Consider the following 19,137-nt stretch of genomic DNA (forward strand, 5'->3'; position numbering starts at 1 on the left):
AACTAGTTTAAATCAGCTCAGAATAATCGCCAATGCTGATCGCTGTAAAGTTACCATCGAATTTAGCATAATTACCAATCATGGCATTTTTTAACTGTGCATTAGTGACTTGGCTATACTTCTGAATCAAACTTTGTTCTATGGTACTGTTTTCAATAATTGTGCCTTCGCCAATCGAAACATTAGGTCCTACCGTCGCATCTTTTATCACAGCGTTTTCCCCAATAAAACAAGGCGGAATGATAGAAGCATTTTCAAGTTTTGCCGAAGACGCAACGAGATGCGCTCCTTCTTTTTGCAAAAACTGAAGCATTCTACCATTAGTTTCAACTGTTACGTTTTTATTACCACAGTCCATCCACTCGTCGATCTTGCCTGGTTTAAAGGTATAGCCTTTTGACTGCATTTGCTTGATCCCGTCATTGATCTGGTATTCTCCACCGTGCATCAATTTGGCATCCAGAACGGCCTGTAATTCCTCTTTAAGCACTGCAGCTTCTTTAAAATAGTAGATCCCAATTACGGCCAAGTCAGATACAAACTCTTTTGGTTTTTCTACAAGACCTTCGATCTCATTACTTGAATTAAGCGAAACCACGCCATAGGCTTCAGGGTTTTTCACTTGTTTTACCCAGATCACACTGTCTGCTTCTTTATCTAAGGTAAAGTCCGCTCTAAAGAGTGTATCTGCATAAGCGATCACACATGGACCACTTAAAGATTCTTGCGCACACATAATGGCGTGTCCCGTTCCTAAAGGCTTATCCTGATAGTAAATGCTTCCTTTTGCACCGAGATTTTTTGCGATTTGCTTCAGGTTTTCTTCGGTTTCCTCGCCAAAGTCTTCTGCAATCACATAGGCTACTTCTTCAATATTCTCGTCAAGAACATGAGCAATATCTTCTACAAGACGCTGCACGATAGGTTTGCCCGCAATAGGAATAAGCGGTTTTGGGATGGTTAAGGTATGTGGTCTAAGTCGCGAGCCGCGACCTGCCATTGGGACAATTATTTTCATAAGCTTATGTTCTGGTTGTTCCCTGCAAAAGAAACGTGAATTAAAAACTCGAAATGTAAATTGAAAATCTGGTGGTGCATTTCGAGTCTAGTTTACATTTTTACTTGGTTCCGGTACTGCCAAAGCCACCGGCGCCGCGTGCGGTCTCGCTCAACACTTCAACTTCATTCCAGTCGGCGCGCTCATGTTTTGCGATCACAAGCTGGGCGATACGCTCGCCATTTTCTATGGTAAAATCTTCGTTAGAAAGGTTGACCAAAATCACGCCTATCTCCCCTCTATAATCGGCATCAATAGTTCCCGGAGCGTTGAGTACGGTAATTCCCTTTTTTGCTGCAAGGCCACTGCGTGGTCTAACTTGCGCTTCGATACCCACGGATAGCTCAATAAACAAACCGGTTTTTACGATAGTGCGCTCTAAAGGCTTTAAGGTTACCGGTGCATCAAGTGCGGCCCTAAGATCCATTCCTGCCGAAGCTTCGGTCTCATAATGCGGTAGCTCGTGATTGGATGTATTGATGATATTTATTTGCATAGTATATATTGTTTCTTCCACAAGGTGGAAATCTTTTAGTTTTTATTCCGTCCTAAAATGGCTAGCAATTCTTTGTATTCCAGCACGAATATTAATCCTGCAAAAGCCAGAAGGATTGCAGTATTTACTCCATAATTTGATCTGAAAAAATAAAAAGAGATCAAAGCTCCGGCTGTGGCCACGAGGAGATACATACTGATTCTGCTCACATTGTAGGGGATTTGGTAATTATTTTGACCGTAAAAGTACGAAATCAACATCATCGTACCATAAGCCACAAGAGTCGTATATGCTGAAGCCATAAAACCAAGAATGGGTATAAAATACCAATTGAGACCAATGGTTAATACAGCTCCAAGAATTGAAAAGTACATTCCGTATTGGGTTTTATCGGTAAGCTTGTACCACACCGATAGGTTGTGGTAAATTCCCAAGAACAAATTGGCCAAAAGAATATACGGCACGATCTCTATAGCTTTATAATAGCTAGAATCACTGATCAAAAGCTCTTTAAAAAAGTCGATAAAGCACACGATAAAAAGTAAGCCTGAAGCTCCTACAACCACAAAATATTTTAAAATGGTAGCATAGGTCGTTGGAGCATTTTTATTTTTTGCGTGACTAAAGAAAAATGGTTCTGCTCCCAAGCGAAAGGCCTGTATAAAGATGGTCATAAATACCGCTAACTTATAACATCCTGAATAGGCTCCCATAATATCCTTATCGAGCATATTGCCTATAAGGAGTTTATCAAGGTTTTCATTTACCACAAATGCCAAACCGGCGACCATCACCGGCCAGCCATAGCGCCAAAGCTGAGCGAATAAGGCTTTATCAAAAACAAGCTTTATTCTAAAAAAATCAGGAGCTATCAAGAGAAAGGTCACTGCACTGGCGGCTAAGTTGGCCGCAAAAATATACGTGAGCAAATCATCTGAAGTATACCAACTCAACTGAAGATTAAATTCTGGTATCGCCCACAAGAAAAAAATATTGAGCAGGACATAGATTGCCAGATTGGTAAGTTTAATTCCTGCAAAGCGTAACGCTTTACCTTTTGCGCGCAAATACGCAAAAGGAGCTACTACAAGCGCGTCTAAAATAGCAACACCTAATAGATAGCCAAAATATTCAACGGGCAGCTCTAAGGCGTCGGTAATGGGTCTACGCAACGCATAAAGCACACCAAAGGCGACAATAGATGTTGTAGTAAGGGCAATTAGAACTGTGCTGTAGACTTTGTTTTGATTTTCAGCTTTAGAAAAAAAACGAAAAAAAGCCGTTTCCATACCGTAAGCCAATAACACATTCAAAAAAGCTGCACCCACGTAAAACGCAGTATTATCTGCATAACCCGAAGTCTCAAGGCTGTCTGTATGCAAACTAATGAGAAACAGGTTCATCAATCTTGGCAGTATCGTTGCCAACCCGTAAACCGCAGTATCTTTTACAAAACCTTTAAGTACGCTCAAAGAAGTTCGATTTTTTCCATTTAAAAATAACTATTCTGAAGCAATCCAGAACCGAGACTGCTTCGCTTTCTCCTTATTTAACCTCCAGAATGGTATAAAAGGTCATATCCCCCACTTTGTATTCTAGTAAGGCTTCATTTTTCTGAATTTTAAAAGGAGTTTCAGCCGGAATCTGAGGCAATGGATTTTGCGCTTCTTCCTTCCGATCTACAGAAAGAATACGATCTTCTGAATTTGCCGGAACTGTCGAGAAGGTTGCATAATACAAGTTGGTATCTTCCCAGCGCACTTCTGACTTTTTATTCTGAAAATACACATATTCAAAACTAACCTCCTCTGGGATACTTTTGACCACAAATTGTACTCTTTGAGTTTTATTTACTGAAGTTTTTTGAGTCGTTTTTTCAATCTCAAATGGCGGATTTTTAACGAGCTCGCTACTGCCTCCACAAGACAGCAATGTCATTAAAAAAAGTGCCGATACTAAGTTTTTCATAATCGAGTAGATTGGGTTTACAAAACTAACGTAAGGATTGTTTGGGTCTTATGTTATCAATAAACTATTTGCGGCATCCCGATAGCTATCGTGACATGCTAGAAAATACTTTGGCGGTAGCCATAAAAAAAGCCTTGCACTTGCAAGGCTTTAAGATATGAAATAAAATAATTTCTAGTTATTTAATGCTTCTGCACCACCTACGATCTCAAGAATCTCGTTTGTAATAGCAGCCTGACGCGCTTTGTTATACGTTAGTTTAAGTTGATCTCTCAACTCGGTCGCATTATCTGTTGCTTTATGCATCGCCGTCATACGTGCACCGTGCTCACTTGCTACAGAATCTCTGATTCCTTTGAAGAATTGTGTTTTTAAAGCTTTAGGTATAAGCTGCTTTACAATCTCTTCTTTTGATGGTTCAAAAATATAATCTGCAGTATTTGCCGGAGTTACATCTTCAAATTGCTCTTTTAAAGGAACAATAGGTAAAAACTGCTCACGGGTTACGATTTGCGTAGCGGCATTTTTGAAGGAATTATAAAGCAATTCTACTTTATCGTAAGTCCCTTCTGTAAACAAATTCATTGCACGCTCAGCGATCGCTTCAACATTCTCAAAAGTCAAATCATCAAAGATCTCACTGTCATTAAAAATCACAGTGTGCGATTTTTTCAGAATGTCATTTGCTTTTTTACCAATGGTTAAAAAGTGTACTTCTTTACCTGCGTAAACGTTCTCAGCAATGTTTTTAGCTTCTTTTATGATGTTTGAGTTGAAAGCACCTGCTAGACCTCTGTTTGAAGAGATCGCTACAACAAGTACTTTTTCAACAGGGCGTTCTTCTGCAAAACGACTCCCGCTATCCCCTTCCATAGAAGCGCTAAGATTTTGAAGCAACTCGGTTAACTTATCAGAATAAGGGCGCATTGCTGTAATAGCATCCTGAGCCTTCTTCAACTTTGCAGCAGACACCATTTTCATAGCGCTGGTAATCTGCATCGTAGAAGATACTGATGATATCCGGTTACGTATTTCCTTTAAATTTGCCATTTATTTAATGGTTTCTTACTAGGCGAAAATTATTTTTTATATCGAGCAGCAAGGTCATTTGCTACAGTGGTCAAGGTGTCGATCACCTCATCTGTAAGCTTACCTGCTTTCAATGTATCTAAAGTATCTCTGTGCTTTGCATTCAAAAGTTCAAGATAGTCTGTTTCAAACTCTTTTACTTTATCGATAGGCACATTACGCAATAGGTTTTTAGAACCTGCGTAGATTATCGCGATTTGATCTTCTACAGTATATGGCGTGTTTTCCGCTTGCTTTAAGATCTCAACGTTACGTTTACCTTTTTCAATTACACTCAAGGTAGCTGCATCAAGGTCTGAACCAAACTTAGCAAATGCCTCTAGTTCACGGAAAGCCGCCTGGTCTAACTTAAGTGTACCAGATACTTTCTTCATCGACTTGATCTGTGCAGAACCACCAACACGTGATACTGAAATACCTACGTTAATCGCTGGACGTACACCCGAGTTGAATAAGTCACCATCAAGGAAGATCTGACCATCTGTAATCGAGATTACGTTTGTAGGGATATATGCTGAAACGTCCCCTGCTTGAGTTTCGATAATCGGAAGTGCTGTTAATGAACCACCACCTTTAACGATAGGTTTCAAGCTATCAGGAAGGTCGTTCATGTTCTTTGCAATATCATCATCTGCAATCACTTTTGCAGCACGCTCTAATAAACGAGAGTGTAAGAAGAAAACGTCTCCAGGATACGCCTCACGACCCGGTGGACGACGTAATAAAAGTGAAACCTCACGATAGGCAACCGCTTGCTTAGATAAATCATCATAGATGATCAAAGCAGGACGACCTGTATCTCTAAAGTATTCTCCAATTGCGGCACCTGCGAAAGGAGCATATACCTGCATAGGAGCAGGATCTGATGCGTTTGCAGCTACAATTGTAGTATAAGCCATTGCACCTTTTTCTTCAAGTACACTAGCGATACCAGCTACAGTAGAAGCCTTTTGACCTACAGCAACGTAGATACAGTAAACAGGCTCTCCAGCATCATAAAATTCTTTTTGATTCAAAATGGTATCAATACAAACGGTAGTCTTACCTGTCTGACGGTCACCAATAACAAGCTCACGCTGGCCACGACCTACAGGAATCATTGCATCGATAGATTTGATACCTGTTTGTAAAGGCTCATTTACCGGCTGACGATAAATAACACCAGGCGCTTTACGCTCAAGTGGCATCTCATAAGTTTCACCTTCGATTGCTCCTTTACCATCGATAGGTTGTCCTAAGGTGTTAACAACACGTCCTACAATACCTTCACCTACGTTGATCGAAGCGATACGTTGTGTACGTTTTACTGTAGCACCTTCTTTAACTTCTTTAGAAGGACCTAAAAGTACAACCCCAACGTTATCTTCTTCCAAGTTCAATACAATACCTTCGAGACCTCCGTCAAATTCAACGAGCTCTCCGTATTGTGCGTTAGAAAGACCATAAACACGGGCAATACCATCACCCACGGTGAGTACTGTTCCTACCTCATCTAATGAAGCTGATGCTTCAAAGCCTGAAAGTTGTTTCTTTAAAATCGTTGAAACTTCAGCTGGTTTTACTTCTGCCATTTTGTTTGATATCTAAGTAAGCTTTGATACAACTCAAAGCTAAGTTGTAATTATAAACGTTTACTAAATTCTTTTTGCACGCTCACAAGTTGATTTGCAACACTTGCGTCGTACTGTACATCTCCTACACGAAGAATAAACCCTCCTATTAAACTCGGGTCAATATGCTGTTCTAAAGTAACCTCACTGCTATTGGTAAGCTCTTTTACTTTAGCTAAAATTTTTGCTTCTAAACTAGCGTCTAACTCCACAGCTGTTGTTACCTGAGCAACAACAATACCTTTAGACTCATTATATAAGCTCACATAGCTTTGAGCTACCTGACCTAAAAGAGCGCTACGCTTTTTATCAACCAAAAGATCGATAAGGCTTAGTGTGCTTGGGTCATAATCTGCAAAAACAGCCTTTAACGAAGCTCTTTTATCTTCTGGCTTAATAACAGGACTTTTAAGCACACTGCGCAATTCTTTGCTTGCGTTTAGTGTAGCATCAATAGATTTCATATTACCAAAAACAACTTCCTCAGTACCTTTTTCTTTGGCCTGATCTAAAATTGCCTTTGCATAACGTATTGCTGCTCTTGATGACATGAACTGCTTGTTTTATTAGTTAAGGGTAGCGTCTTGCAGCATTTTATCTACATACTGCTGCTGTTTTTCTTTATCTGAAAGCTCTTGCTTAACCACTTTCTCTGCAATTTCAAGAGAAAGTTCTGCAACTTGACCTTTTAACTCAGCCACTGCCGCACGCTTTTCTGCTGCGATAGCCTCTTGTGCTTGAGTGATGATTTTATCAGCTTGCGCTTTTGCATCACCTTCAGCTTCTGCGATCATTTTTGTTCTGATCTCACGAGCTTCTTTCAACATAGCATCACGCTCTGCACGTGCTTCCTGCAATGCTTTCTCATTGTCTGCCTGAAGATTTTTCATCTCCAAACGTGCTTTTTCTGCTGCTTCTAATGCACCTTGAATTCCTTGCTCACGCTCATCTAAAGAGCTTAAGATAGGTTTCCAAGCAAATTTCTTCATCAATAAGATGAGGATAATTAATATAACAGCTTGCATTACAAACAAGCCCGGCGAAAAATCATTTAATAACTGATCCATCTTTGAATTTAATGTTTTAAATAAAACAACTCCTGTAACCAACCGTTACAGGAATTGCTTAGTTGTTTAAGCTTGATTATTTACCTAAGATCAACGCACCGAAAGCAAGACCTTCTAAAAGTGCACCAATGATAATCATCGCAGTTTGAATCTTACCAGCCGCTTCAGGTTGACGTGCGATACCTTCCATCGCTTTTCCACCGATTTGACCTAGTCCGATACCACCACCGATAACGATTAATCCAGCTCCAATTAAATTGTACATAACAATTGATTTAAAAATTAAACAAAACTTTCTCTTACATCCTCAACGTCATCCACTTCGTGTCCCTCTTCATCGTGCTCATGGTCGTGGTCGTGTTCTGCAACCGCCATACCGATAAACAACGCAGAGAGCATCGTAAAAATAAATGCCTGTAAGAATGCAACTAATATTTCAATAACCGAGATGAACAAGGTAAGAACCAGAGATAATCCTGTAGAACCTACGGCGCCAAACTGGGCTTTTAAAGTAATCATTAATGCGATTAACCCCATTACCACAACGTGACCTGCGGTGATGTTTGCAAACAAACGAATAAGAAGGGAAAAAGGCTTGGTCAACATACCTAAAACTTCGATAGGTATTAATATGATTTTCATAATCACCGGCACATCTGGCATCCAGAAAATGTGTTTCCAGTAATCTTTATTACCGCTAAACTGAACGATAAAGAACGTGAATAATGCAAGACAAACGGTAACTGCGATTTGCCCTGTGATGTTGAAGCCGAATGGCGTCATCCCCAAAAGGTTTGAAACCCAGATGAAGAAAAATACGGTAAGCAAGAAACTCATATACTTACGATACTTGTGCTCTCCAATGTTAGGACGCGCGATCTCGTCACGTACATAAATCACTAGCGGCTCTAACGCACGACCAAAACCGGTAGGGATACTTTTCTTTTTGTATTGCTTTCCTAAAGAACCAAACCAGAATAATAATAATAATCCTACGAGTAAGATTCCAAATACACTCTTGGTGATTGATAAGTCAAAAGGTTTGTGTGCATTTACCGGATGATGATCTTCTCCCATCACGATCTCCTCTGCACCTTCTTCTAATTCGTAAATTTTATCATGAAGATTTACAAAACGGCTTCCGCCTTTTTCAACAACAACTTCACCGTCAATATCGTGATGAAATTCTGAAGACATAAATGCTACAGGACCGTTACTCGCCCACAAAATTACAGGTAATGAAAAACCTACACTGTGACGCTCCCCATCACTCCCTTGATAAGAGAACAAGTGAAAGTCATGAGAATCTTTTAAGTGATGATTGGTGTAATCTGTGATTTCCTGTTGTGTATTAACAGGGCCTTCGTCATTAGCTTCCGCGACACTATGCTCTTGTGCATTAACCAGTGATCCTAACAACAGAAAACTGATAACAGCTAGAAAATGAATGGGTAAAGAAGTTATCTTCATTATTATTTTTTAAAAAATCAGGCTTGCTAAAATTTGGTGCAAAACTAATCAATTTATTCACAATTGCACCTTTTTTATCAAGAAATAGACTTAAGATTCTTTTTTTAAGATTTTAACAATTACCAAGACCTCGTAAATTAAGAATATAAATATGGGAATCAACATACTAAGACGCTCCATTCTCGAGAAAACGGTTTCTGAAAACAGTAAATTCTTAAAAAACAAAGCCCATAAAAACAGTTTACCAAAAATCGTGAACAAAAACATATAGCCCACCTTATCCTGAAGCTCGGGAAGCAACGCCGGTAGCGTAATAAATGTGAGGCAAATGATCAAGCTGCTGACACCTCCAAATAGGTAAAAATCGAGTACGTCGTACGGCAATTGTACCTCAAGCATATACAATGCTCCGATGTGCAAGAAATAAGAAACTACAGCAAGAGCAATGATAACTATTGCGGTAGTAAGTAAAGGTTTTGTAAGATTCATGAATTAAGATCTTTGACCGCTTTAATGATCACATACATTGACAAGAATACAGCAAGCAGTGTTACTGCAGGTTCTAAAAACGTCGTTTCAAACTTACCGTCTAACCAAGAGCCCAAGAGGTTGCCCAAATAAATGGTCACACCCATCTGGATGGCTACGGTAGAAAATTTTGCCCAACTTTTAAGCGGACTTTCCGGTTTCTTTTCTGACATCTTTAGACAGATTTTTTACGCCGCTTCCCATAACACAGCTCGCATTAAAGTCGGCGCCGGGCTCTACCGAAAGTTTTCCGGTTGCAACCTCACCTTTTACAACAGCAGAAGCCCTTAGGTTTAACAGCCCGTCAATAGTTATTGTACCGTCAACGGTACCCTCAAGATCTGCTTCTTTGCAAATCAATGTTCCTTTTAAAACACCCGATTTGCCAATGACAACCTTACCGGTACTTTCTATTTTTCCTTCAAGGCTACCGTCGATTCTAAAATCACCTTCAGACTTAATTTCTCCGGTAATTGAGGTTCCTTCACTAATTCTGTTTTGTTTGTTTCCCGTTTCGGGCGCTTTTGCAGCTCTGTCTTTTCTCATTATTCAGACTCTAAGTTTTTATATGCTTCAACATTTTTATGCAGTTGTATAATTCTATAATTAGCAGAACTTATAACAACCGGTTCTTCCTCTTCTTTTATAGCAATGAGTTTTGTTTCTTTTAAGCGCTGGGCAAAATATAAGGCTTCAACCTTAGATTTAAAACCGTGAATGGCTAAATATTGAGTTGCGCTATCATACACATCACGTGAGACACTCAATTTTGCCAAATTATTTCGGTCGAGATACTCGTCAATAGCATCTTGTATATTGACAAGCGTATCTCGTTCGTTGGTCTTGAATGCATAAAGCAAGTTGTAATTCTTTGCTTCGGCATCTGGTATAAAGTTGGCATCTTGAAGCTGTGGCAACACCTCATCAAGTAATTCTTTTGCTTTTTTACCCTCTTCTTGATTAGGATAATTCAGTGCCACATAATTTAACGCCTCTTCATAGGCTGCATATCCTTTTGAACGTCCTATAGCTGTTGCTTTGAGCAGTTCAAATTTGGGTACAAACGTGTCACCGGCAAATTGATCTATGTATTGGTTGGCCTGAGCAATCACCTTGGCATATTCCTGATTTTCAAAATCACGATACACCCTTTTATAAATTACCTCAGGACTGTCTTGATCTTGCTCTAAAGCCTTGTCCGGATTCTTTATGATACTCGCATAGCGCGTGTCTCCATAATTCTGAAGGATATCAAATTTATATTTATCACTGTTAAACGTATCCCCACTTGCCTCGTACAGCTGATACAGGTTATATTTTGCCGGAAGCACCAAGCGCTCTTCTGGGTTTGCTGCGAGTAATGCTTCTAATCGCTGAATCGCCAATTGTGGCTCTTTCAGTTTTTCTTTATAGATCAAACCGAGCTGGTAATATGCATAATTACGCTCGGTATGAATGCTGTCGATTACCGGTTTTTCTGAAGGAATTTTGCTGATGTAATTATCTGCATTGTAAACTCCATTATCTACTTCTTCCAGCATATTTTCTTCACCGGCGATCTCATTTGAAGCTAGTGTACCCCCTACTTTATTTGAAACGCGCCAGTTATCTGCATTGGCACGCGAGCCCCAGCGCTGCTTAAAATCAAGTTTACCTTGCGCAACCTGTGCCGGATTATAAAAATAAAAAAGGCTGTTTCCGGCCGGAGGATTAGGACCAGAATTTGGATTATTGGGTACAAAAAATTCGTTATTGGCAATTGCTGCTTCTGCATTTGCTTCAGCGATAGAGTCTTTTGCTTTTTGTTCTTTGAGCGCGGTGATATAGGATTCAAAATAAGTAACACGGTCAGCATCGTTCATATAAACCAAATTGAGAATGCTGTCATTGCGCGTAGCGATTCCTTCATAAAGAATTACATCGCTAAGATTCTCCCGTTTCTTGCTGATGTTGCGGTACTCTCTTGTATTCTCCGGAATAAACGCCAGCGTACTGTCATAGTATGCACCCGCAATTAAATATTCTGAATTATTGAAGTTGAGATCTCCCAGACTCAAATAATTGCGCGAGGTCAAGTATTTATCTTCGCCTTGCGAGGCAATGGATTTATTGTAATACGACACCGCTGAATCTTCGCGGCCTACATTGCGATAAAACTCGGCAAATTGATATTGAATAATGTCCTTGTAAGGGCGGTTCTCTCGATTTTCTTCCAGATCGGTTAGCAGTTCAAAAAGGCGTTCTTGATCTCCCGTCTCGTAATCAAAATTCCTGATCTTGTTGATGTAGGCGTTGATCATATACCGGCGCGGAGAACGGCGATTTAAGTCAATGACTTTATCATAATTTGCGTTAGCCAACTGATCCTGCCCGATATTGTCGTAAAGCTGACCTTTGATAAAATAGTAACGGCCTTTCTCTTCATTTTTTCGGGTAAGAAACGCTGCTTTTTCAATATAAACCAAAGCGCTATCTAAGCGATTCTCATAGATATAGCCTTGCGCTAACATTGCAGAAGCATCAGCAAAATCCTGACGATCAAGAGCGTCTTCTTCCTCTAAGAGTTTGTGCAGGCTTGCAATGGCAAGTTTTGTATTGTCAAGACGTATTTGTGTTTTTGCCTTCCAGATCTTGGCTTGAGCGATATTGTTACTCGCGGGATAATACGACAAAATGTAATTGAAGGCTTCTAAAGCTCGTACAAAGCGTAAATCATAATACCGCGCTTTACCCAAAAGCATAAAGGCTTCATCAATCTGCGGATTGCGCTCAGTACCATCAATAGCCATACTGTGTTTTTGAATGGCTTTTACAGCTTTTTCTTCAGCACGTTTAAAACTGGGATCGATCGCTTCTCCGGGTAACGGCACAAAATCTGGAGAATCTAAACGCTCGATGGGTAAGATGGCCCAAAAATTATCTTGATAGCCCTCAATAAGCGCATCGCGACCTTGCTCAAAGGCTTGCCTTCCGTTAAAAAGGGTATTGTATTCTGCGGTGATCGCATGAAAATTGCGCGATAAAAATTTGTCTTTCTTGCGGGAGCAGCCCACAAGAACAGTCAAAAGCACCAGAATAGCGAGTAATTTTTGTACCTGAGTTTGCAAATCGATTTAGAGTATATAGCAATAACTGCAAAGTAGCAAAATTAGTATGAAAGGGTTAAAAAGACGTTAATATAATTTTTCTTAGAATCTAAAGCACTCATTTCATATTTTTAGAATAACGGCTGTGCTATGAAAAAAATAATTCTACTTATATCGCTCTTTTCTTTAGTTGGCAGCAATTTATTATTTGCCGCTCACAGTCAAAGTGATAGCAAAAACCCTTTAATTAATCTAATAAGCACTCTCGAACATAATTATTTTGATATCACCGAAAACCTATTAAATGAAGAGCTTGAAGCAAATTTTGAACTTAGCAGATTAAAATTTCTCCTAAATGATTTTCATCAAGTAACAGAAGTTATTCTTCAATCAATCTCTACAGCTGATCAAACAAGGGTCCTGAAAGAGAATAGCTCATTTAATCAAATCAGACAATTAACGCTACTCAACCTTAAAGAAATTGAAAGTAAGCTTATTCAGCTTGAGGCCCATTCAGCAAGCTATAACCTGATTAATCTCTTAAAATTAGTTGAACTTGCTAATACTTATTGTGAGGAAATAGTTCGTTATCGAGAACATATTAACAACCCTTATTTTGCTAAAGCGAGCCTGATAAAAAAGGTGAGAAAGTCTAAAATGCTTGAAGAGCGTTTAGGTGCAGATGGAATTACAAATAATCAATGGCAAAAAATTATGACTTCTGGAGTGGGAAGCCAAGCCCCAGATTTAATTAGACAAATTAACAGACAAAATCAAGATTTACTAATTCAATTTAAAAAGGAAGAAAAAGCTATTGTAAAAACTGGTGCTTTAGAAGAAGTAGTTACCAATACTCATGTGGTTGACGGTTTAATTTATACCTACAGCGACTTTCCTCCAGACAAGCTATCCTATATTTATAGTTCTGATAGCTTTCTAATTCAAGGTTTAATCAGTTGGTTAGTATATATTAATTCTGGAACCAAGGTTTTACTTTCAGAGCTTTTTCATTTCCGCTTAGATGAACAAAGGCTGCTCAAAGAGCTCAATTTAAAATCTGCGACCACCAATACAATTCATAGGTCTATTAAAAATGAAAATCAAGATGAAATATGGTTAGAGTTAAATTCTTCGATTCTAAAAAATAAGTATTTCTCAGAAATAAGAATCGACCGTGTCTCAATCGAAAAAGAGAATATTATATTCTATTCTCAGGAGAACGCTATCCTTAGTTTGAACAATAAGTCTGGTGACCTATTAGAACAAATTAAAGCCCAAATCAATAATCAAAGACAGCCTGAATATCAAATGAATTTATTTAACATCCAACTGAGTACTTATTAAACTCCTACTCTACCAAAGGCTCCTCCTTACTAAAATACGCCTCAAGCTCTTTTAGCGTAGCTTCAGAAGTTTTGATGTCTTTTACAACGCTTCCTTTTTCTAAGACTACAATACGCTCGCAAACTTCGGTAACGTGCATCAGGTCGTGACTTGAGACCAAAACCGTAACACCGGTTTCTGCTGCCAATTTTTTGATGATGCCTTTTAGTCTTATCTGAGTGGTTGGATCCAGATTTGCAAACGGTTCGTCAAGAATTACCACTTCAGGATTTCCGATCAAGGTTGCAACGATGCCCACTTTTTTCATATTTCCTTTAGAAAGATCACGCAGATACTTGCGTTTATTCAAAATCTCATCATTAAAGAAATCTTCAAATCCAGCAAGCAACTTATCTACATCGGCTTTGTTCTGGCCGCGTAATTCTCCTATGAAATAGAAATATTCTTCCGCCGTGAGATAGCCTATTAAAAAACTCTCGTCTATAAACGATGCGGTATGTGATTTCCAGGCTTCGCTCTCGTGTACTTTGACTTCGCCATTTTGAATATATCCCGTAGTAGGCTGAATCAAATCGAGCAGTGCACTAAATAATGTGGTTTTTCCGGCGCCGTTATTTCCTACCAAACCAAAAGATTCGCCTTTAGGAATTTGTAGTTCGTCTATTTTTAAAACAGTAACGCCGTTGTAGGTTTTTGATAAGTCGTGAATATGTATCATAATCTTTTCAGTTTTATAAGCTTGCGGATCGATTCTGAAAAAGGTTCAGAAGGACGCCGATTGAAGTTTTAGTTTTTTTGTTTGTACGCTGCGATGGTCTGGTATTTTTCTGCCTTATAAATGCCAATGATCTTTTTGAACATAAAATCTCTAAATGCAAAACCGGCAATTCCGGCTAAGGCCACTAGCGCATACCCAAACACAGGCCCGAGTGTAAAATGACCGATGGTATACAGTAAAATGGGTAATAACAGCTTCGGCATCGTGATCAATAAGGTTTTAACATTGAAAGACGAACTGTCACCAAATGCCTTTTTATTACTCGTCAAATCAATAGGTGTTTTGATATAAGCACCGCCCCAGAGTACGACGTGCCCATTAACGCCCATATTGTAAATTCCGCCAACAAAAACAGCAGCATACGCTTCCCAACCAAAATATAAATAGCCCAAACCTAGAATTGTTGAAACCGCTGAAGCCAGCACGACCAGCATCCATTTAGAGCGTAGATATTCTTCATAGCTGATGTTTTGGGTCATCATAAGCGGATAATACGAACTATCCCAACTAGGCACAAACTGCCCAAAACTGAACAGGAAACCTCCGGTGACAAAGATTCCGGCAAAGATTTTCATAAATGGATTGTCGTAGCTTTCAATTCCACCGGTGAAAAAGAGTAATCCGTAGAATAAAAACACGACGCTCATAATCACCGTGGTTTTTGAACGCTTGTTACGCTTAATGAGCTTAATATCATTTTTAAGGAAAACAGCCGTTTTACCAAAACGATCTAACCAATCTAAGTTTTCGGTAGATGCCTCTTTAGTTTTTGCTGAAAGTCCGGCGTCCAGATACAGTCGGTTTAAGAAATAGCTGTGCGCTACTTTGTATAAAGCAATAGCGATTACAACCGGAATGGCGAACATCCACAATTGCTCAAACAAACCTTGAAAGTACACTCCGGTATACGGTGTGACATCAAAAATGCCATAATACTGCAGCGCTCCTAGACCAATGATCACCGAAGCTACGCCAACTACCAGCGGCATAGCGTCATTAAGGAAAACATTGATGAAGTTGTTGATGTAGATCATCGCCATCATTCCCAAATGCCAAGTGATAACCTGAAGTGGGTCATACCCCTGCCTCAACAACACCACACTAAACGGAATGAAGAAAAATGCGTGTACAATGTTGAAAAACGAGAACATCGTTTTGCCCAGTGCAAAGTTGACGATCTTCGATTTTTTGAACGGCATCAAAAGCAGTGGTTTTATATTAACCACCGGCATTTTTTGCAGCATATATTTAATTACCAGATCGAGCACCACATAATAAATCATAAAGCGATTTATGGTTTCAAGCGGTTCGAGATCGGCTTTTTCAAGACCATAATAAGCACCAACTCCTACAAACGTAAAAAGACCGATAAAGTACAGCGCTCCCAGCGCCATAAAGATTTTTAAAACAAGATTGGTTTGAAAAGCGGCAGATCTAAAGAAACTCTTCCACTCCAGGGTGAGAAAATATTTAATCATAAGAATCAGATTTTTTGTGTGGGCACACCCCATTGGTATGAAAATTATAAAAATGTTACGCTTCAAAACCGTGTTGCTTTGTATTTTTGCCAAAATTTTTAGGCAATGAGCGATTTTCACGCACTTACTATTCAAGATATTACCCGCGAAACCGAGAAAGCTGTGAGCATCTCGTTTGGCGTTCCCGAAGCATTAAAAGAAGCTTTTTCATTTAAAGCCGGTCAATACCTTACCTTAAAAGCGAGCATTGACGGCAAGGAAGTGCGTAGATCATACTCACTATGTTCTACGCCGCAGAGCGGAATCTTAAAAGTTGCCGTAAAAGAAGTAGAAGGCGGAACATTTTCTGTATTGGCAAACAATACGTTAACAGTAGGAGAATCGCTGGAAGTTCACCCGCCGGAAGGAAAATTTATTGTTGAGCCTAACGGCGAAAATCAAAATGATTATGTGGCTTTTGCAGCAGGAAGCGGAATCACACCCGTTCTTTCTATCATAAAAACCATTCTTGAAGAAGAACCTAAAAGCCGTTTTGTGCTTGCTTATGGAAACAAAACTGTTGAAGAAACCATTTTTCACAAAGAGCTTTTAGAACTTCAGTTGAAGTATCCAGAGCGTTTATTCATTGAATTCATCTACAGCAGGAAGCAGGAAACCGATGCGCATTTTGGCCGAATTGAAAAAGCTACTGTAAATTTTGTGTTGAAGAATAAGTTCAAATCACACGATTTTGATCAGTATTTTCTTTGTGGACCAGAAGAGATGATCAATGGTGTACGTGCCGTTCTAGAAGAAAATGGCGTTGCTAAAGAAAAAGTAAAATTCGAATTATTTACCTCATCTGATGACGGTGAAGAAATTGCTGAAGCCTTAGATGGAGAAACCACTTTAAAGATCATTTGCGATGACGAAGAGTTTGAGTTGGTGATTCCTCAAGATAAAATTATTCTTGATGCAGCGTTAGACAATGATATCGATGCGCCACACTCGTGTCAAGGCGGTATTTGTAGCAGCTGTATTGCGCGCATCACCGAAGGAACCGCAGTAATGCGTAAAAATCAAATCCTAACCGACGACGAAGTTGAAGAAGGCCTTATTTTAACCTGCCAGGCGCTGCCTACCTCAGCAAATCTTACTGTAGATTATGACGATATATAAGTTTTTACTTTTTTAAGCTAAAATCCCCTCAACATTTGAAGTGTTGAGGGGATTTTTAGTTTTAATGCGTTCTAATACCACTGCTTTTGATGTAAAATGCGTAATATTTTTACTGACTTGTCATGAATTACGTAATGAATAGAATACTTGAATTCTTCAAAATGGACTATTCTTATTTCTTTATAACGCTTTTGAAATAATTCTGGATTAGTTGCCAAAAAAGTAAGGCACCTTTTAAAACCCTCTAGGAATTCTTTAGATAGCTCAAGGTCTTGAGCGCGAAAAAAACATAGGTTAACATCAAGCTCTATCTGTGCTTCTTGAGATAATTCAATTTTATACCTCATACCTTTTCAAAACCTCTTCTGCTGAAGTAAATTTTAGATTTCCTTGATCCAATTTCGTAAGCATATCATCCATCATCCGTTTATACGATTCTGAAGGTTCACTTACTCTATGAGCCTTTTCAGTAACTGTTTTTTCAATGAGACTTTTAAGCGATCTGTTTTGAGCTTTAGCCTCCTCATCAAGAATCTGAATCACCTCTGGATCAAGATCTATTAATTTACGCATCTTTTTCATTGTATATAATTTATATATAAAAATAGCGATTTTTTACACAAAACGTTCAATAATTTTTTCTACCGGTTCAATGGCTTTGCTGTGCTCAATCGTTGGCCCCGCAACCCAGACGGTTTTATACGTGGCTTCTGTTGCGGCTTTAGTAACCATATTGGTTCCTTTCAAGAAGCGCAGCATTTTTACATATTTCTTCAACCATTTATTTTTATTGAGAATCTTTTCAAGCCAGGTTTGCTCAGTGCCAATTTCTTGTACATAGGGTGTGTTGATGACCGTACACGGCGTTCCGCTGATTTTTTGAGTCAGAACAATATCTTCGGCTCCATAATTCACGCAGGCCTCTTTATATTCTTGAGAAACGCCAGCTTCTTCTGAAGCAATAAACGCACTCCCAATACTTACGCCAATTGCCCCAAAACTCAGTTTTTCATTCAGTTGAGCTTTAGTTCCCACGCCACCCGCTGAAATTACCGGGATCTTTAAAGCTGCGTTTAGTTCTTCTATTAATTGTTTGGGAGCAATAGTACCGCGGTGGCCGCCGGCTTCATTGTTTACGGCGATTACCGCATCACAACCTAAGCTTTCAACTTTCTTTGCCTGTTCAAGATTGACTATATCGCAAAACACCAGAATCCCCTTTTTATGAGCTTCGTCGATCACCTGCTTAGGATTACCCAAAGAAGTAATGATAAAATCACAACCCAGCTCGCAGCACACCTTCAGTTGCTCGGGGAATTTGAGATTCGATTTATTAACGATCAAATTGAAACCAAACGCTCCACCTTCGGTTTTAAGGGCTTTCAATTCGGATATGGCTTCTTGTAATTCGGGTAAGGTGCGGTAATTCAACGCTGGAATACAACCCGCAATTCCGGCTTGCATTGCGGCTTTTACCATAGCAACGTTAGACACCAAAAACATAGGCGCCATAATGATTGGATGTTTGATGTTTAGCAGTTGCGTAAGCGGCGTTTTCATAAGCGTAATTTAAATAAGTAAGATACCTAAATATTATGCGCTAATGCGAAAAGCTTGAAATGAAAACTAATCTAAAATCGCCGAAAGTCGCTTAAGCACAGTCTCCGGTTGAATGCTATGCATCGCTTGCTCATAGCCTTCAGGAACTTTATTTCCGTATGCTGAAGTGGGTACCGCAGGAAACTGTTTACGATCTGCGGTAAGTTGGTTTTCTTCCGGCTGCGCATAGGGTGCAAAGCCCAAATACGGATGCGTAACGCCCCAAAGAGTCACCACAGGAACTCCAAAAAGTGCAGCCATATGACCATTGCCGCTATCCATCGCGAGCATCGCATCAAGATGGGAAATCAGTGCCAATTCTTCTTCAAAACTGAATTTACCCGCAACATTTATACAATTCTCATATTTGGCAGCAAAGGAATTCAGCAGCTGCTCTTCTTCTTTTCCT

At 39.4% G+C, this 19,137-nt stretch carries 22 protein-coding genes; 2 read left to right on the forward strand and 20 right to left on the reverse strand.

Annotated elements, in window-relative coordinates:
• Positions 1-7: 7 nt before the first annotated feature.
• The 14 genes from MED217_RS17820 to porW all read right to left on the reverse strand — a co-directional run bounded on the left by MED217_RS17820 (position 8) and on the right by porW (position 12,392).
• Entirely contained in the window at positions 8-1,018 is a 1,011-nt protein-coding gene (locus tag MED217_RS17820) for a sugar phosphate nucleotidyltransferase (RefSeq protein ID WP_040533042.1), read from the reverse strand.
• A gap of 100 nt (positions 1,019-1,118) precedes the next feature.
• A complete protein-coding gene (dut, locus tag MED217_RS17825; RefSeq protein ID WP_009781961.1) occupies positions 1,119-1,553 on the reverse strand; it encodes a dUTP diphosphatase in 435 nt (144 codons plus the stop codon).
• A gap of 35 nt (positions 1,554-1,588) precedes the next feature.
• Positions 1,589-3,025 carry an oligosaccharide flippase family protein gene (locus MED217_RS17830; protein ID WP_009781962.1) on the reverse strand — a complete coding sequence of 479 codons (1,437 nt, stop codon included), beginning with the start codon at positions 3,023-3,025 and terminating at the stop codon, positions 1,589-1,591.
• A gap of 73 nt (positions 3,026-3,098) precedes the next feature.
• Complete coding sequence (locus MED217_RS17835; protein ID WP_009781963.1) at positions 3,099-3,521, reverse strand: hypothetical protein; 423 nt, start codon at positions 3,519-3,521, stop codon at positions 3,099-3,101.
• Between the two features lie 174 nt (positions 3,522-3,695).
• Complete coding sequence (gene atpG, locus MED217_RS17840) at positions 3,696-4,571, reverse strand: ATP synthase F1 subunit gamma (RefSeq protein WP_040533043.1); 876 nt, start codon at positions 4,569-4,571, stop codon at positions 3,696-3,698.
• Between the two features lie 29 nt (positions 4,572-4,600).
• Positions 4,601-6,181 carry a F0F1 ATP synthase subunit alpha gene (gene atpA, locus MED217_RS17845; RefSeq protein ID WP_009781965.1) on the reverse strand — a complete coding sequence of 527 codons (1,581 nt, stop codon included), beginning with the start codon at positions 6,179-6,181 and terminating at the stop codon, positions 4,601-4,603.
• Between the two features lie 50 nt (positions 6,182-6,231).
• A complete protein-coding gene (atpH, locus tag MED217_RS17850) occupies positions 6,232-6,771 on the reverse strand; it encodes an ATP synthase F1 subunit delta (protein ID WP_009781966.1) in 540 nt (179 codons plus the stop codon).
• A 15-nt stretch (positions 6,772-6,786) separates the two neighbouring features.
• Positions 6,787-7,287, reverse strand: coding sequence for a F0F1 ATP synthase subunit B (locus tag MED217_RS17855; protein ID WP_009781967.1), 501 nt, complete (start codon positions 7,285-7,287; stop codon positions 6,787-6,789).
• Positions 7,288-7,363: 76 nt separating this feature from the next.
• Entirely contained in the window at positions 7,364-7,552 is a 189-nt protein-coding gene (gene atpE, locus MED217_RS17860; RefSeq protein ID WP_004569351.1) for an ATP synthase F0 subunit C, read from the reverse strand.
• Between the two features lie 17 nt (positions 7,553-7,569).
• Positions 7,570-8,757, reverse strand: a complete 1,188-nt coding sequence (atpB, locus tag MED217_RS17865; RefSeq protein WP_009781968.1) for a F0F1 ATP synthase subunit A — start codon at positions 8,755-8,757, stop codon at positions 7,570-7,572.
• Positions 8,758-8,847: 90 nt separating this feature from the next.
• Positions 8,848-9,246, reverse strand: coding sequence for a DUF6168 family protein (locus MED217_RS17870; RefSeq protein ID WP_009781969.1), 399 nt, complete (start codon positions 9,244-9,246; stop codon positions 8,848-8,850).
• Entirely contained in the window at positions 9,243-9,458 is a 216-nt protein-coding gene (locus MED217_RS17875; RefSeq protein WP_009781970.1) for an AtpZ/AtpI family protein, read from the reverse strand. The genes MED217_RS17870 and MED217_RS17875 overlap by 4 nt, the downstream gene beginning before the upstream one ends.
• On the reverse strand, positions 9,427-9,831 hold the full coding sequence (locus MED217_RS17880) for a bactofilin family protein (RefSeq protein WP_009781971.1): 405 nt from the start codon (positions 9,829-9,831) through the stop codon (positions 9,427-9,429). The genes MED217_RS17875 and MED217_RS17880 overlap by 32 nt, the downstream gene beginning before the upstream one ends.
• Complete coding sequence (porW, locus tag MED217_RS17885; RefSeq protein ID WP_009781972.1) at positions 9,831-12,392, reverse strand: type IX secretion system periplasmic lipoprotein PorW/SprE; 2,562 nt, start codon at positions 12,390-12,392, stop codon at positions 9,831-9,833. The genes MED217_RS17880 and porW overlap by 1 nt, the downstream gene beginning before the upstream one ends.
• Positions 12,393-12,521: 129 nt before the next feature.
• Here porW and MED217_RS17890 point away from each other — a divergent pair, with 129 nt between their 5' ends.
• Positions 12,522-13,715, forward strand: a complete 1,194-nt coding sequence (locus MED217_RS17890; RefSeq protein WP_009781973.1) for a hypothetical protein — start codon at positions 12,522-12,524, stop codon at positions 13,713-13,715.
• A 4-nt stretch (positions 13,716-13,719) separates the two neighbouring features.
• On the opposite strand, the gene MED217_RS17895 is transcribed toward MED217_RS17890, so the two are convergent.
• The gene (locus MED217_RS17895) at positions 13,720-14,433 is read right to left on the reverse strand and encodes an ABC transporter ATP-binding protein (RefSeq protein ID WP_009781974.1); all 714 of its coding nucleotides are present in this window, start codon (positions 14,431-14,433) and stop codon (positions 13,720-13,722) included.
• Between the two features lie 68 nt (positions 14,434-14,501).
• Positions 14,502-15,971, reverse strand: a complete 1,470-nt coding sequence (locus MED217_RS17900; protein WP_009781976.1) for a DUF5687 family protein — start codon at positions 15,969-15,971, stop codon at positions 14,502-14,504.
• Positions 15,972-16,076: 105 nt separating this feature from the next.
• Here MED217_RS17900 and MED217_RS17905 point away from each other — a divergent pair, with 105 nt between their 5' ends.
• Positions 16,077-17,129, forward strand: a complete 1,053-nt coding sequence (locus MED217_RS17905) for a ferredoxin--NADP reductase (RefSeq protein WP_009781977.1) — start codon at positions 16,077-16,079, stop codon at positions 17,127-17,129.
• Positions 17,130-17,200: 71 nt separating this feature from the next.
• Here the strand turns inward: MED217_RS17905 and MED217_RS19390 are convergent, their stop codons facing one another.
• The 4 genes from MED217_RS19390 to MED217_RS17925 all read right to left on the reverse strand — a co-directional run.
• Positions 17,201-17,476, reverse strand: coding sequence for a type II toxin-antitoxin system RelE/ParE family toxin (locus MED217_RS19390; protein WP_009781978.1), 276 nt, complete (start codon positions 17,474-17,476; stop codon positions 17,201-17,203).
• Entirely contained in the window at positions 17,466-17,702 is a 237-nt protein-coding gene (locus MED217_RS17915) for a hypothetical protein (protein WP_230199287.1), read from the reverse strand. Before MED217_RS17915 ends, MED217_RS19390 begins: the two co-directional genes overlap by 11 nt.
• 42 nt (positions 17,703-17,744) lie before the next feature.
• On the reverse strand, positions 17,745-18,689 hold the full coding sequence (locus MED217_RS17920) for an NAD(P)H-dependent flavin oxidoreductase (RefSeq protein WP_009781980.1): 945 nt from the start codon (positions 18,687-18,689) through the stop codon (positions 17,745-17,747).
• A 66-nt stretch (positions 18,690-18,755) separates the two neighbouring features.
• Positions 18,756-19,137, reverse strand: a 382-nt coding sequence (locus MED217_RS17925) for a glycosyltransferase family 9 protein (protein ID WP_009781981.1), incomplete at its 5' end; no start/stop codon positions are given.

Origin of the sequence: Leeuwenhoekiella blandensis MED217 (genome assembly GCF_000152985.1) — a bacterium.
Classification (GTDB): Bacteria; Bacteroidota; Bacteroidia; order Flavobacteriales; family Flavobacteriaceae; genus Leeuwenhoekiella; species Leeuwenhoekiella blandensis.